15 protein-coding genes are annotated in these 13,227 nt (G+C 47.2%); 2 read left to right on the top strand and 13 right to left on the bottom strand.

The window, feature by feature from the left end:
• Positions 1–56 precede the first annotated feature (56 nt).
• From H0266_RS15005 to H0266_RS14985, 5 genes are all read right to left on the bottom strand, one after another.
• Positions 57–419: a hypothetical protein gene (locus tag H0266_RS15005; RefSeq protein ID WP_181473236.1), complete on the bottom strand. Its 363-nt coding sequence runs from the start codon at positions 417–419 to the stop codon at positions 57–59.
• A 223-nt stretch (positions 420–642) separates the two neighbouring features.
• Entirely contained in the window at positions 643–966 is a 324-nt protein-coding gene (locus tag H0266_RS15000; protein WP_181473235.1) for a nucleotidyltransferase family protein, read from the bottom strand.
• 105 nt (positions 967–1,071) lie between these two features.
• Positions 1,072–1,785: a hypothetical protein gene (locus H0266_RS14995; RefSeq protein ID WP_181473234.1), complete on the bottom strand. Its 714-nt coding sequence runs from the start codon at positions 1,783–1,785 to the stop codon at positions 1,072–1,074.
• A gap of 165 nt (positions 1,786–1,950) precedes the next feature.
• Positions 1,951–2,403, bottom strand: a complete 453-nt coding sequence (locus H0266_RS14990) for a flavodoxin (RefSeq protein ID WP_181473233.1) — start codon at positions 2,401–2,403, stop codon at positions 1,951–1,953.
• A gap of 3 nt (positions 2,404–2,406) precedes the next feature.
• Entirely contained in the window at positions 2,407–2,793 is a 387-nt protein-coding gene (locus H0266_RS14985; protein ID WP_181473232.1) for a hypothetical protein, read from the bottom strand.
• 681 nt (positions 2,794–3,474) lie between these two features.
• On the opposite strand from H0266_RS14985, the gene H0266_RS14980 reads away from it, so the two are divergent.
• Entirely contained in the window at positions 3,475–4,839 is a 1,365-nt protein-coding gene (locus H0266_RS14980) for an LVIVD repeat-containing protein (RefSeq protein ID WP_181473231.1), read from the top strand.
• A 99-nt stretch (positions 4,840–4,938) separates the two neighbouring features.
• On the opposite strand, the gene H0266_RS14975 is transcribed toward H0266_RS14980, so the two are convergent.
• From H0266_RS14975 to H0266_RS14960, 4 genes are all read right to left on the bottom strand, one after another.
• On the bottom strand, positions 4,939–6,303 hold the full coding sequence (locus H0266_RS14975; RefSeq protein ID WP_181473230.1) for a M20/M25/M40 family metallo-hydrolase: 1,365 nt from the start codon (positions 6,301–6,303) through the stop codon (positions 4,939–4,941).
• Between the two features lie 63 nt (positions 6,304–6,366).
• Positions 6,367–7,371, bottom strand: coding sequence for a hypothetical protein (locus H0266_RS14970; RefSeq protein ID WP_181473229.1), 1,005 nt, complete (start codon positions 7,369–7,371; stop codon positions 6,367–6,369).
• 113 nt (positions 7,372–7,484) lie between these two features.
• Positions 7,485–7,898: a DUF3021 domain-containing protein gene (locus tag H0266_RS14965; protein WP_181473228.1), complete on the bottom strand. Its 414-nt coding sequence runs from the start codon at positions 7,896–7,898 to the stop codon at positions 7,485–7,487.
• A gap of 1 nt (position 7,899) precedes the next feature.
• On the bottom strand, positions 7,900–8,355 hold the full coding sequence (locus H0266_RS14960; protein WP_181473227.1) for a LytTR family DNA-binding domain-containing protein: 456 nt from the start codon (positions 8,353–8,355) through the stop codon (positions 7,900–7,902).
• A gap of 208 nt (positions 8,356–8,563) precedes the next feature.
• Here H0266_RS14960 and H0266_RS14955 point away from each other — a divergent pair, with 208 nt between their 5' ends.
• Positions 8,564–9,874, top strand: coding sequence for a cytochrome P450 (locus H0266_RS14955; RefSeq protein WP_181473226.1), 1,311 nt, complete (start codon positions 8,564–8,566; stop codon positions 9,872–9,874).
• A 118-nt stretch (positions 9,875–9,992) separates the two neighbouring features.
• Here H0266_RS14955 and H0266_RS14950 read toward each other — a convergent pair whose 3' ends face one another.
• The 4 genes from H0266_RS14950 to H0266_RS14935 form a co-directional block, all read right to left on the bottom strand.
• Entirely contained in the window at positions 9,993–10,136 is a 144-nt protein-coding gene (locus tag H0266_RS14950; RefSeq protein WP_181473225.1) for a hypothetical protein, read from the bottom strand.
• Between the two features lie 30 nt (positions 10,137–10,166).
• Positions 10,167–10,367: a hypothetical protein gene (locus H0266_RS14945; protein ID WP_181473224.1), complete on the bottom strand. Its 201-nt coding sequence runs from the start codon at positions 10,365–10,367 to the stop codon at positions 10,167–10,169.
• 36 nt (positions 10,368–10,403) lie between these two features.
• A complete protein-coding gene (locus H0266_RS14940; protein WP_181473223.1) occupies positions 10,404–10,628 on the bottom strand; it encodes a hypothetical protein in 225 nt (74 codons plus the stop codon).
• Positions 10,629–10,806: 178 nt separating this feature from the next.
• Entirely contained in the window at positions 10,807–13,143 is a 2,337-nt protein-coding gene (locus tag H0266_RS14935; RefSeq protein WP_181473222.1) for a GGDEF domain-containing phosphodiesterase, read from the bottom strand.
• Positions 13,144–13,227: the final 84 nt, after the last annotated feature.

Here is a 13,227-nt window from a genome sequence, read left to right as displayed (position 1 = left end):
ATTCGTATTGGTTACGATTTAAATTTATCAAAAAAATTTGGAGCTCTTGATAGCTCCTAGGAATTTGAGTCTTCTAGACGTGGTAAAGGGACATAAAACAGTTGTTGATTCCCTCTCGTTTTCAGATGCGTACAGTCGATCAAGCTGACCTCACGCACCATGTGTTCCAAGCGATCCGAGATATGCTCTTCTATATCCTTTAAGGATTGCAATAGTTCGAACAACGTCATGCCTAAATGGTCGGCCGCCTGCTGGTGAGGTCGATCGGTTTCGAGACGCGCCATAAACTCACCCTCTGTCGCGACCATATCAGCCAGATGATCTTCTATATCAATGACATACGTATAAAGTGCGCGCTGATGCTCGGGTAAAGATTGGAGGATATACCTTGTTAAATGTTCAATGACGTAATCACTCATGATAACCACCTCGTAAAATCAAACTATAAATCGTAATGATTACTCTTTGCTGGATAGGAATTTAATGTACCATCATTTCTTATAAAACGCAACCCTGGAATGGGGGCGGGTGTCTAATTTCGTTTTTGATGATTCATTAAACAAATCCCCTTACGTAATGACGTACGCTCGGGGACTTCTACATAGAACCTTATGCAGGCAAACTCTTGGGACCTTTTTGATTCTATTCGTCTGTGTAATCTTTCCATAACACACCCTCACCCTTAACTCGTTCGACGAAAGATTCATTAGCATTGTGTAAATCAACCACGTCCACCTTGTAAGGAATGGTAGACTCTTCAATTTGCTCGAGTAGTTCATCCCATTTAGAAGGAGAGATCGGGGATAAGGATTCAATGGCGATATCGATATCAGAACTATGTTTCTCTTCGTGACGTGCCCAAGAACCAAATAAATAAACACACGCTTTTTCCTGAGCGAGTTGCTCATTCAAAATCGATTTCAATTGACTAAGAATTCGGTCCCTTAAACCAGAAGGACACCCCATAACATCCCTTCCTTTGCCTCTTTTTGCCCTATTATAGCATATGGACCTGTTTCGATAAGGAAGATAGTTGTTTACTGGTTTGATGAACTTTTCGACTAAGGTGGATCAGAAAGGAATGGGGGCGATGTTCGGCTGCTTTATAGGAGATGAGAGGTCAATCCCTAGGAAATGTCTATCCATCTGCAAGGTCTCAGATAGCGCCAGGAAAAAGGCTTCGTACGGGGAGGAATGTTGTTTATGGTCCTGATAGGATGCTTTGGCGATGACCGCCAATATGTCTTCAACATACTCAAAATGGTAGAAATCGAAAAATGTCGTATGGAGACCTTTCCCGAGGGGTATCAGCATCCCTGCGAGGAGTGCGCCTTTTTGGGCTTTTTCCGCTTCGGAATCATTCACATAAACGAACCGGTACGTTTTCGATTCTAAGTCTAGGACTCTGATGACGTCTCCATCCAAGGGGTCGGCCACGTAATAGAATTTGGGCAGAGCCCTCTCACATTCTCTAAGCCAGGAGGTGGTGAAGGTTTGATGCGGGCCTTTTTTACCGTAAAGCTTCATGTACCGCTTCGCGTGGCCAACTTCTCCTCTGGAAAAGTGTTCGGCCAACGCCAGGTTCAAGGCGAGTATATCGATTTTGTCCTTCGGGATGTCGTGTTCGTATAGGAACTTGTGGACGCGCGGTGATTGTTTTTCCAGGTGACGGTCGATCATGTACAGGATGAAGCCGCCGAGTTCGATCATCATTTGATCCGCCAGTTCGCTTGAGATTTCGGCCCCTTCATGGAAGAGCCGTGTGACGTTGCCCGCTGCTTTCATAGATTCATTCCTTCCTTTGTGTATGATGTCTGATGGTATAGGAAGATATGAATCGAGTCGAATGGTGAAGTTTGAGTTTTAGGATAAGGTATGATGGATAAACGTCATGTTTCAGTATAGCGTTTATCCATTTTCATAAGTATGGGATAGGAAGAACGGCTATTTTCACCCAACAGTCGAAAAATGGGCTGTCACCGCCTCTGCAAAAGCACGGCAACGCTCCAAATCATCGTCCGTATCCGGGTTCATCTCAATCGTCAGTCCTTCTGAAACAAGGGTCGCACCGCTTTCTTTCAGTTGTTTCTCAAGCGTGTGGACCGCTTCACAGAACATCGGGTAGATGCGGTCGCCTGAACCGAACACCGCAACGGGAAGACCGGTCAGATCGACATCGGTGAGATCATCATGAAAGTCCTCTACTTCGTACGGCAGGTCCCCGTCATTCCAAGTATAGGAACCGAGTAGTACCGCATCGTAATCGAGCAAGTCTGACGGTTCGACATCGTCGATTTCCTCGACCGTCACCTCGTGCTCCTCTGACAAATGCGACTGCAATACGTCCGCGATATCTTCCGTGTTTCCGGACATACTGGCGAAAGCGATCAGAATATGAGCCACGGCTTATCTCCCCTTCACAAGAGCAGGTTCTGATAACACCGACTTGATTTTTTGGTAGGCGGCCGAGTGCTTCATAAAGAGTTCCTCCTCTTTGTTTTCTAAGGCTTCATCAATTTTATGGTTATGGTAATTCAGCTCAAGCGATAGGTCGACGGAAGTACGAAGCGCGTCTTTCGCGTACAGTTCATCGATGAAGTCGGCGGACATCGGAAATGGCTCCTCCCCCTCTTTCACTACTCCGACGTACCATCCTATGTGATCGACATAGAACGGCTCTCCTACAACCTCGAGTTGCTCTCCGATTTGGAACCTGAGAATTCCGTGGCAGGAGCACCCCTTGTTTCCTTTTTCATATGTAAATGGTCTGAATACGTATAGGCATTGCTTCATCGTTATCGCCCCTCTCTGTTTGTTAGCTATATATTAATTGATAATGATTATCAATGTCAATAGTGGATTGAGGTGGCGGGTGTCCGAATTATTGATGCAATTGTCCGATTTATGGGCAAATGTCTGGAATAAGGCGGAGCTTGTCCGAATTACGTGATGCGGTGTCCGATTTCCAAACGAGGTTGTCCGGATTACAAGATAATTTGTCTTAAATCCGGACTGGTGCCGGATCGGGTGGCGGGTGTCCGAATTATGGGGGATGGTGTCCGAATCCGGGGTTCAATTGTCCGATTTACGGGCAAATGTCTGGATTATCGCGGGGCTTGTCCGAATTACGTGATGCGGTGTCCGATTCCCGATCATGGATGTCCGGATTATATGATGATTTGTCCGATAACCGGGCGGGTCGTCGAATCCAGAGCCCAATTGTCCGATTTGCGGGCGAATGTATCAAGATAAAAGCTGCTGATCAATAACTGATCAGCAGCTTTTGCTTAATTCCATAAGAGAGTTAACAGTGATTAGGTACATATATTCACTTCATTTTCACATTAAGGTCGTATCGCCCATTTCATACAGTCTTTTGACATTATATTTGTCTTATTTTTCTGATAATTAATGAAGTAGTATTACACTCTGTGATAGTGTGTATATGTAAAATATTTCAATTGGAGGGGAAATATGAATAAAAAGATTTTAGTAAATTCGACTATTGCTGGTATCATGACTTTCTCTTTACTTACACCTACTGCTTTTGCTCACGATATGTTAGGTGAGATCGGGATTGAAAAAGGGTCTCAAGATGCAGACCTAAACGATATCCCTGTCATTGAAGGGGATAAAAGTCTCTCGAATTGGAAAGAAGTTGCAGCGGTTTCTTTAAAAGAATATGACGGGATCAAAAATAGTACAGCAGACGTTTATGCTCACAAGGGATACGCATACTTAGGCACACATACGGCGAATGGTGGAGAAGGCGGAGTCCGAATCTTTGATATGAAGGATCCTGAGAACCCTGTAGAAATTACAAAATTTGCAGACGATATTCCTGGTACATGGCAAGAAAAAGTGATTGTGAAAAAGGTGAATACACCTGAGTTCAAAGGCGACTTGGCTGTTGTCAGTGTTCAGCAATTAGATAGCAAACACCCTGATTCTAAGGGCGGCTTCCTGTTATATGACGTATCTGACCCACATGACCCTGAGAAACTCGGTTTTTGGGAAATGGACAAGCGTGTTCCAGGTACTCATGAATTATACCTGACTGTGCAAGATGGCAAGCCATTCGTACTGTCATCGAACCCTTACGCCGACTATTACACTCATGGGGAGCGTAAAGATTTCGCGTTAGTAGACGTCTCGGATCCGAAGAACCCTGAGACCATTTATGAGTTTGACCCGCGTACACTTCCAGAAGTATCAGATGACTTCAACGGGTATCACTGGGATTCCCCAGATGGGAAAACCAGACCTGTTTTCAACCATAGCGCTATGGCCGATACGAATGGAGACAGAGCCCTATTGTCTTTCTGGGATTTAGGAACCATCATACTCGATATTTCTGACCCTTATAACGTAAAATATGAGGGCCGTACAGACTATGCACCAGACGTACAAGGCTCTGCTCACTCTGCAGCTTTAGCGAAGGGTGGAAACGTGTTGATTGAAACGAGGGAAGTCTACAACCCTGTTAAAGAAGGGTACGAGGAATCATACGGATACACGAGGATTTTTGACATCAAGGACCCGGCTAATCCAAAAGAACTGAGTACATTCAAGACGGATTTAGTGGATAACGTGGAAGACGGCATCACATTCGCGAACACCGTTCACGACCCTAAAGTACACGGCAATACCTTGTACCTGTCTCACTATGCGGGCGGTCTAATCGCAGCCGACATTACAGACCCTGCTAACCCGGTCCAAACAGGACAATACATGCCAGAAGGAGCTTTTTTCTGGGGTGTTGATATGGAGCGGAACTATATCCTCGCTTCTGATATGGATCAGGGATTGAAAGTTTTACAGAAAAACAACAGTAAGTAATGGCTTGGAATAAGTAGTTTCAAGGCCATAGAGACTTTCTCTATGGCCTGTTTTATTGTTTTAGATAGTCATATTTTAATTGTTAGAGAGCACTCTTTCTTAAAGGGCACGTACCGATGAGTTGTGGTTCCGATGTCTTGCACCTGCTCTCAGAACACTCTTTAGAACTCTCGCCTCAGCAAACACCCCAGCCATCACGTTCACCGTTTCATAGCAGGCATCGACATCGAGACACTCATCATCCGTATGTTCCATGTGATATCCGACAGACAAGTTCACCGTCTGGACGCCACGTGAGGCCCAGATTCTCGCATCGCTGCTGCCCCCGGTCGTGCACGCCCAGTCACTGTGACTATACTGCCCCGCCGTCTGTTCGACCCACTCGCCGAAAGCTTCATCACAGAAAGGTTCGTATCCTCCGCACGACGTCACGATATCACCGCTTCCTCGCCGGTCGAGGACGAACGCAGCATCGACGTCCCACAAAAACGATTCATCCACGTGACGGGCGCCCAGGAGACCCACTTCCTCCTCGACGGTACAGAGGATTTTCACGGTTCCATTGAAGTTTGTCGCATGGAGACGTTTCAGAGTTTCCAATAACACCGCAAGCCCAGCGCGGTCATCCGCTCCAAGAATCCCTGCGCTCGACCGCCAGATGGCGCCCTCCTTCACAATCCGCCGCCCCTCACAGAATGACCTCGCCGTATCCAAATGAGCATTCAATAGAATCGTCGGTCCGTTCCCTGATCGGAACGCTTTTCTCCCCATCAAGTTTCCGTAGTCATCCACTTTAAGCTGATCCAACCACGGCGTCAGTTCTTCTTTGACAAAAGCACGGATGTCGTCTTCATCCCCGCTGACTCCGTCGATTTGAAGTAAGCGCTCAAGCTCCGTTTCAAACTGTTTACGCTGAATCCAGTCATCGCCTTTTTCGAGGTCTGCCACCTCAAGGGAATGAAGGAGCTCGCACAAATCAAGAAGCTGACCCCGCTCTGTGAAAATCCGCACGTCCCGTCTCCGCTTCATGACTTTGACTCTTCCCGCAGTACGAATCAGGTTCTCCGCTCGTTCCGCCGTCTCTTCATCGACGAATCCGATGTGCGGCGTCCGGCGATCGTGTCCATCGCAGCTGATAATCGTCGGCAGTCCGAGACGGTTCAGCTCTTTCACGAGTCCACTGATATACGTATCAAACTGACGGATGATCAGCTCTGATCCCATCGATTCTGTGCGACCTCGCCCGCGGACGTCGACAGCCTCAAGCCAACGCTCCTCATCCACAGCGGCATCCAGAATGGTGATCATTGAACCCGACTCGGCATAATCGACGCCGATTTTTTCAAGACATGTGAATAGGAATGATAAGTTTCCTTCTGATTCTAGGGATGTGTCGAATACGTGGTCTTTCACTTCCGGCAGGTCGAATCCTTGTCTGATGAATAATCGGTTCCATGTTTTCATGTAGCATCATCTCCCTTATTGGTATGAATTAATTATAAAATAAGGGCGATGACACCCCTGTCATCAGACTGACGCTTTCTCGTCTGGACGGTAAAGGACGGTGTAGGGGTAGTCAGGTCGGAAGAAATATTTATGATCTCTTTGCTCGATGGCCTCCGATAATCCCACGTCTTCCAGTTGACGTCTCAAACGGGAGATGTTCTGTGTAACCGTGCTATTCGAAGAGGGTTCCAACCGATCCCGAAGTTTCGCTAACCGCTCACCGTCAAAAGGATGCTTGCCTGAATATAAGATCAGGTCTCTTAACACATCTGCCCGGGTAAACTGAAGATGGGTGCTGAGGTTTCCATGAAACAATTCAACCCCGCGATCATTGAAGTACAATACCACTCGATCTGGATCTGGGTTGCCTGCTATTTCTTCACATTCGGCCTTCGAACAGTACTCTTCCCCTTCATTCGTCACTTTGACAAACTCCCGGTTCGCCAAGTACGCATCCGACTCCAACAAGCGCTCATACAAAGCGGACATCCCTTCTGAACCTAATGGATCGTAACGTTCTTCTAGGTCCAGGCTGTTCATCTTCTGATACGTTTCATAGGCTTGGTGAAGGCAACTATTAATCTCATATAGATGGGCGTAATACAATTGGCGTTCATCCAGACGATAGATTTCCTTGGCGATTTGCTGCAGGTCGATCGCCTTATCGAAGTGAGACGCCGCTTCTGTATAATGATGATCACGGGAGTAAAGGAATCCGAGACGATAATGCGCAACCGGAAGACGGTTATGTAACGCGATGGCTTTCTGTAGAGAGTCGATCGCATCCCGCGTCCGTTTCTCGTTGCCCATTTTCAAATAAGCCCCGTAGTTGATAAGATTCTGAATCAACTTCTTCTCGACAAACGAGACCGACTCCCGTTCCCGATCCCTTTTGTACCGCTTGATCATCGCTTCGTACACCTGAACCAACCCACTGTATCCATAACGCCCATCCTCTTCAATCAAATCCTGCAGGCGTTCTTCTTCATCAATCAATTCGTCGATCGTCATATCTCTTAAGCGCACATCCCCACTCCCTTTCTACCTAATTAATGTTCCACCCATTATGGAAGATTTCCTGTTTTCTTTTTAAAAAATCAAGTCCCAGCGGCTCAGTCAGAACCGCTGGGACACTGGAGTTATTGGATATGCTGCAAATCGTCATTCATTTTCTTCGATTCATTCCTGAAGTACAAGTAGAAGGCCACCCAGAAGATGGCATACACGACGAGCGTCATGGCGCCGAAAATCAACACATTCGAAAGGCCCGTTGGCATCCAGCCGATTCCGTACGCGAGCACCCCGTAGCCGATCATGACCGTGAAGAAATGGAGCGCCGTCTGTTTCGGAAGCGACAGCGACGGGATTTCAAAGTACAACGGCGTGACCGTGAACAACCATCCACAGATAATCGATCCGAGTGAATTCGTGACGAATCCCCTTGAATCAATTGTGGACAGGTCTCCGAAGAAGATGAAGGCGAATGTCAGCAGAACAGCCAGAAACCCTCCGAAGAAAATCCCGACAACACTTCTGAATAAAAACGTTTTCATATTATTGATCCCTCCTGTTTAATTTTAAGACTTCTTTGATTTTGACTACGTAATGCCTCGATGCATATTCTTTGTAACCAGATTTGAAATGCACCGACAGCGTACCGTTGAAGGACGGTTCGAAATGACGGATTTCATAAAGGTTCGCAATCACTGATTTGGATAATCTAATGAACGTGTTCGAAGGCAGGCTTTCTTCCAATTCATAGAGCTTTTCTTTCAATTTATAAGCGCCATCTGAAGTCGTCGCAATGACATGATCGCCTTCCGAGTGAAAGTGGTGGACGTCTTTCGGATTCAAGATGTGCTGCTCCTCTCCGCTTTTTCCGACTAAGAAATCGGTCTTCCTTTCATTAAAGAAATCGAGCAGTTCTTTGATCGAGTCATCCATCTCCCTGCAGTGGATGGTGACGCTGGTCTCCTCATGCTTCACATCGACGTCGAGTAAGACTTTCATCTCCGCTCCCCCTTTTCTTTGTAGGTCTTAACGTTAGTATAGAACTGGAAAAGCTTGCTGTCATGCTGAATCGGATAAGAGGATGATTTCGTAAGGTAAGTGGCAAATAAAGACTCCTTAGTTACAACATCGGTTTTACCAATCCACCATATGGGTAAAGATAGGAAAAAGTGTGCAATCGTACATATCCACTCAAGGAGCTGATCCCATGACAAAACATAAACCGATCATTCGCGCCGAACGATTCGATAACACGATGGCCCTCATCAATGAAGGCTTTCAATTTTTCCCGAACCAACGTAAAGAATTAGGAACCGATATTTTCGAGACCCGCCTAATCGGAAAGAAAGCGATCTGTATCGCGGGTGAAGAAGCGTCCGAAATCTTCTATGATACCGATAAATTCATGCGCGAAGGCGCAATGCCGAAACCGCTCAAAATGTCACTCTTCGGCGATGGCAGCCTTCATGGTATGGACGGTGAAGCGCATCGTCACAGAAAACGCACGTTCCTTTCCATGTTCACACCTGATCGTGTCACAGAACTGAAGCAGATGGCCCTTCGTTATTTGGATGCCAAAGCAAGTGAATGGGAGAAGCGTGACCAAGTCGTTTTATTTGATGAAATGCAGGAAGTGCTCGCGATGGCCGGCTGTGAATGGGCGGGCGTTCCGCTTGAGAAAGACGAAGTCCAGCAGCGTACGAAAGAAATGATTGATATGATCGATTCGTTCGGCGGCTCCCTCACCCGCTTCCGTGAAGGGAAAAAAGCCCGTGACAGCCACCAGGCATGGCTTGAGGGCATCATCAAAGACGTTCGGAAGGGCCGGTTGAATCCCAAACCGAATACGGCCGCTTATATTATGGCTCACCATACCGAACCGAACGGCAAGCGGTGGGACGTGAAGACCGCGGCTGTCGAGCTCAGCAACTCGTTCCGCCCGCTTCTAGCGACCGCCTATTTCTTGACGCTCGGTGCGGTAGCGATGCACGAGCATCCGGATACCCGTAAGAATTTGAAAGAAGATACCGGCCAGTACAGCCACTGGTTCGCTCAGGAAACGCGCCGCTTCTACCCGTTCGTGCCCGCGATGATCGCCAAGGTGAAGGAATCCTTCACGTGGAAAGGCTATGAATTCAAGAAGAATACCCGCGTCGTGCTCGACCTCTTCGGAACAAACCGCCACCCGGACAGCTGGGAATATCCAGACGCGTTCATTCCGGAACGATTCAACAATTGGCAGGGCAGCCCGTTTGCGTTCGTACCACAAGGCGGAGGCGACCATCACACCGGACATCGCTGTGCCGGGGAATGGCTGACGGTCATCGTGATGAGTTCTTTCTTCGAGTTTTTCGCAAAAAATATCGAGTATGATGTGCCGGAACAGGATCTTTCCTTCAGCATGGAGCGGATGCCGACGTATCCGAAGAGCCGCTTCATCATGACGAATGTGAGAAAAACGGCGGATTATGAGGAGAACTTGAATGAGATGAATCAAGGCTTTTCTGCTGTGAGGTAACTAAAAAGGGACAGGTACTTGGGCTATAAAGCCTTCGACCTGTCCCTTCTTTTCATTCTTTCTTCAGTAACATACTGTTTTTCGCTTCGTAGCCGGTAATCACAGGGGCGGATCAACTTCATTCATTCTGATCCATTTGATTGAGCTTGTTTTCTATTTGCTCCATTCGTTTCTTTACATTCACCAATAAGGCGATGACGATCAGGAATAAAAGCGGAAGCCCTACAAATAAAAACAACGAGGCCAACTGCTCTGCAATCATATTATGGACATGCCCCCTCTACACTTCGATCTACTGAGAATGACGGTTGATCTTTTTCTTACTCCCTATACCTGCCCAAAAGAAGTAAACGCAAGCAGCAATTGAGCTCACCAAGAAAATGATATTCAGCCATAGCCATCCTTCATCTGATACGATTCTGTCGATGTCATGTGCTGCACTGAATAGTAATAAAATCGACAATGAAAAATTCAGGACAGGACTTTTCAGCACACAATCCCTCCTTCAACTCTTGCCCGTGATACAGTATTATGTAAAGAACTTCATGCCACCATAAGCAGCGAAAAACAAGGAAACAACTAGATAGAAATATCCCGACTTGTCTCGGTCTCTCGATAAGCTATTCCACCCTACAATCAGAAAGTTTATACCCGCGACAATGAGAGCGTAAGGTAAAAGTTGTACGGGATAGGCAATAAAAGCAAAGATAATAAAGGCTAGACTCAGAAGACCAAACACCTTCTCTATTTTCATCGATGCACCTCCATGTACCCCATTATGTCAAAATTTACAATAGTAAACAAATGGAAGCCCAATCCTATTAGCCCAATCTCCTGCCTTTTCGTTATCTAATCATAAAAAAGGAGCACAAAACGCGAGGCGCCTTGTACTCCTTTTTCTTAGACCATTTAACTAGTCATCCTTGGTTCTTTCACGAATTCATCAAGTATAAATACTGCCGTTCATACTCATAAGCCGGTACCGGTCTTCCGAAATAGAACCCCTGCACCTCCGTGCATCCAAGCTCCCGCAACGTTTGCAGCTGCTGTTCATTCTCCACACCTTCTGCAATAACGCGTAGATTGAGACTATCGGCCATCTGGATGATCGAGGCGATGATGCCCTTCGCATCGTCTTGCTGGACGAAGGACTGATCGATTTTCAAGCGGTCGATGCTTAACTGGTGCAAATAACTGAGCGAACTGTAGCCCGTTCCGAAATCATCGATACTGATGGTGATGCCCATACTTTGCATCTCTCTCATCTTGGCGTTCACTTCTCGTTCATTCTGCATGACCATCCGTTCGGTGAGCTCGAATTCGATCAGATCCCCGGAAATCCCGTGATATCTTAGTGTGGCTTTCACGTAAGGAATAAACTGCTGTTGCAAGATCGTCGCTAAGGATAGATTGATAGAAACGCGGAACACGGCTCGCCCAGCCCTCTTCCACTCTTCCATTTGAGCGACCACTTTTTTGATGACTAGATTCTCCAACGTGACAATCATCCGGCTTTCTTCGGCAATCGGGATAAATGTCGCGGGTGACACGGGGCCCCATTCCGCGTGCGTCCACCTGGCAAGAGCCTCCGCACCGAATAGTTGCGAGTCCCTCTCGTCACACACAGAATATTTCGGCTGGTAATACACCTCAAGCCGCTCTTCGGCAAGCGCTTTTGACAACTCTTTCTCAATCGAGAGGCTGACTTCCTTCCCTTTGAACTGTTCCGGGATATAAGGTGTCGCGGTGTGACCGCCTTTTTCCTTCGAAGCATACATCGACATATCGGCGAACTTCAACAATTCATTCTGGTCTCCGGCCAAGCCGCCATACGCATAGCCGATACTTGTCGTGATGCTGAGCTCGACGCCTTCGACGATCAGCGGATCGTCGAAATGGGCAAGAAGCGTTTCCGACATGGCATGAGCATCTTTCGACATGCACACGACAAGGAATTCATCGCCTCCTAACCGGATGGCCGTCGCCCCGTAACCCTCTGCCATTTCCTTCACGTCGACGGCGAGCTTTTTCAACAGACTGTCCCCGAAAGAATGGCCGAACGTATCATTGATCCGTTTGAAGCGGTCGAAGTCCATTAATAGAAACGATACGTCCTGCAAGTCTTCCATCGTCAGCTGTTCCAACTTCCGGCGGTTCGGAAGCCCCGTCAAATCATCATGGTAGGCGAGATATTCGATTTTACTCCTCGATTGCAATTGCTCGGTGATATCTTCGACAAGGCCGAACGCCCCGACGACACGCCCTTTCACAATGTTTCGAACAGCCGTGATCCGGATCGATTTCTTCTCTCCGCTTTTCGGAATCAAGGTCGTGTTCAAGTGCGTGACTTCCCCCGTCATCGCCCCCTGAAGATGAGCACTTATGGCGTTGCGGTCCGCTTGACTGACCAAGTTATAAATGTGCAGATTCTTCAAGGTTTCCGGACTGAATTCGGTAAGCGACGCAGCCTGATCGTTGACGTCGAGGATATAGCCTTTTGGATCGGTTGAAAAAATGGCGATGGGATTGTGGTGGAACAGTGACTTGAACGCCTCCACATTCGTCGTACGCACCTCATCACCGAGCGTATCCGGCACAAGCATCAACAGGACGTTCGCCGTGATCATGCAGACGTATGGAATCAGGTAGGAAAAGTCCGTCGTCGGCGTTTGGAACAGACCGACAAACAGCATGTAAGGCACACAAGATAGCGCAAGACCGGAGGCCACGATTCCGAATACTTTCCATTTTCGACTGGAGTAATCCTCTGAATGGATCAAAAGCAGGAAACGGAACATCGGAATCGTCATACTCCACGTGAGCAATAACGAAACGAGCAACAATAAAGGGTGAATGACTATATGCTCATCAAACAAAACGTAAAAAGAGGGAATGTCAGCAATCAAGATGAAGCTTGCGAACAAGATGCTCGCTGCAATGAAAGAGGCTGTTTCTTTGAGTTTCCTTTGGGCGACGGTCAACAAAATGGCACAGCCGATCCAAGAGGCGATTAAATTCCATGATATGTAGAGGAGGTAATGGTCGGTCGTAAAGGAGAGGCCGGTTGAAAGCGCAGCAAATTGATGGGCGCCCCATAAGGTCGCACCGATGATGAATGAGTATAGAATGAGAGGTTTCTTCCGTTCGGATTGTTTGAACCGGCCCAGCCTTTGGTTCGATTCAATGGCAAATAGCAGCCCTAATGTCGTGAACACAGCACAGGCGATGACATAGATGAACTGAAAATCATTGACAGACCATTGTCCCATAGCGCACCTCGATTCCTAGTCCCTTCTTCTTACCAGTTTACTACAAAAAAGGGGGACAGGTCCATTGACTTAGAAAAGCCATAC

This window comes from Halobacillus locisalis (assembly GCF_013694105.1).
GTDB classification, from domain to species: Bacteria; Bacillota; Bacilli; order Bacillales; family Halobacillaceae; genus Halobacillus; species Halobacillus locisalis.
Note: the sequence above shows the minus strand (reverse complement) of the source record. Positions and strands in the feature narration are given on the sequence as shown.

Excerpts from the sequence above, each read along its gene's own strand:
- H0266_RS14985 (WP_181473232.1), bottom strand. The coding sequence starts at position 2,793 with ATGAAGCAATGCCTATACGTATTCAGACCATTTACATATGAAAAAGGA.
- H0266_RS14960 (WP_181473227.1), bottom strand. The coding sequence starts at position 8,355 with ATGAAAGTCTTACTCGACGTCGATGTGAAGCATGAGGAGACCAGCGTC.
- H0266_RS14935 (WP_181473222.1), bottom strand. The coding sequence starts at position 13,143 with ATGGGACAATGGTCTGTCAATGATTTTCAGTTCATCTATGTCATCGCC.
- H0266_RS14980 (WP_181473231.1), top strand. The coding sequence starts at position 3,475 with ATGAATAAAAAGATTTTAGTAAATTCGACTATTGCTGGTATCATGACT.
- H0266_RS14995 (WP_181473234.1), bottom strand. The coding sequence starts at position 1,785 with ATGAAAGCAGCGGGCAACGTCACACGGCTCTTCCATGAAGGGGCCGAA.
- H0266_RS14965 (WP_181473228.1), bottom strand. The coding sequence starts at position 7,898 with ATGAAAACGTTTTTATTCAGAAGTGTTGTCGGGATTTTCTTCGGAGGG.
- H0266_RS14975 (WP_181473230.1), bottom strand. The coding sequence starts at position 6,303 with ATGAAAACATGGAACCGATTATTCATCAGACAAGGATTCGACCTGCCG.
- H0266_RS15005 (WP_181473236.1), bottom strand. The coding sequence starts at position 419 with ATGAGTGATTACGTCATTGAACATTTAACAAGGTATATCCTCCAATCT.
- H0266_RS14940 (WP_181473223.1), bottom strand. The coding sequence starts at position 10,628 with ATGAAAATAGAGAAGGTGTTTGGTCTTCTGAGTCTAGCCTTTATTATC.
- H0266_RS14950 (WP_181473225.1), bottom strand. The coding sequence starts at position 10,136 with ATGATTGCAGAGCAGTTGGCCTCGTTGTTTTTATTTGTAGGGCTTCCG.
- H0266_RS15000 (WP_181473235.1), bottom strand. The coding sequence starts at position 966 with ATGGGGTGTCCTTCTGGTTTAAGGGACCGAATTCTTAGTCAATTGAAA.
- H0266_RS14955 (WP_181473226.1), top strand. The coding sequence starts at position 8,564 with ATGACAAAACATAAACCGATCATTCGCGCCGAACGATTCGATAACACG.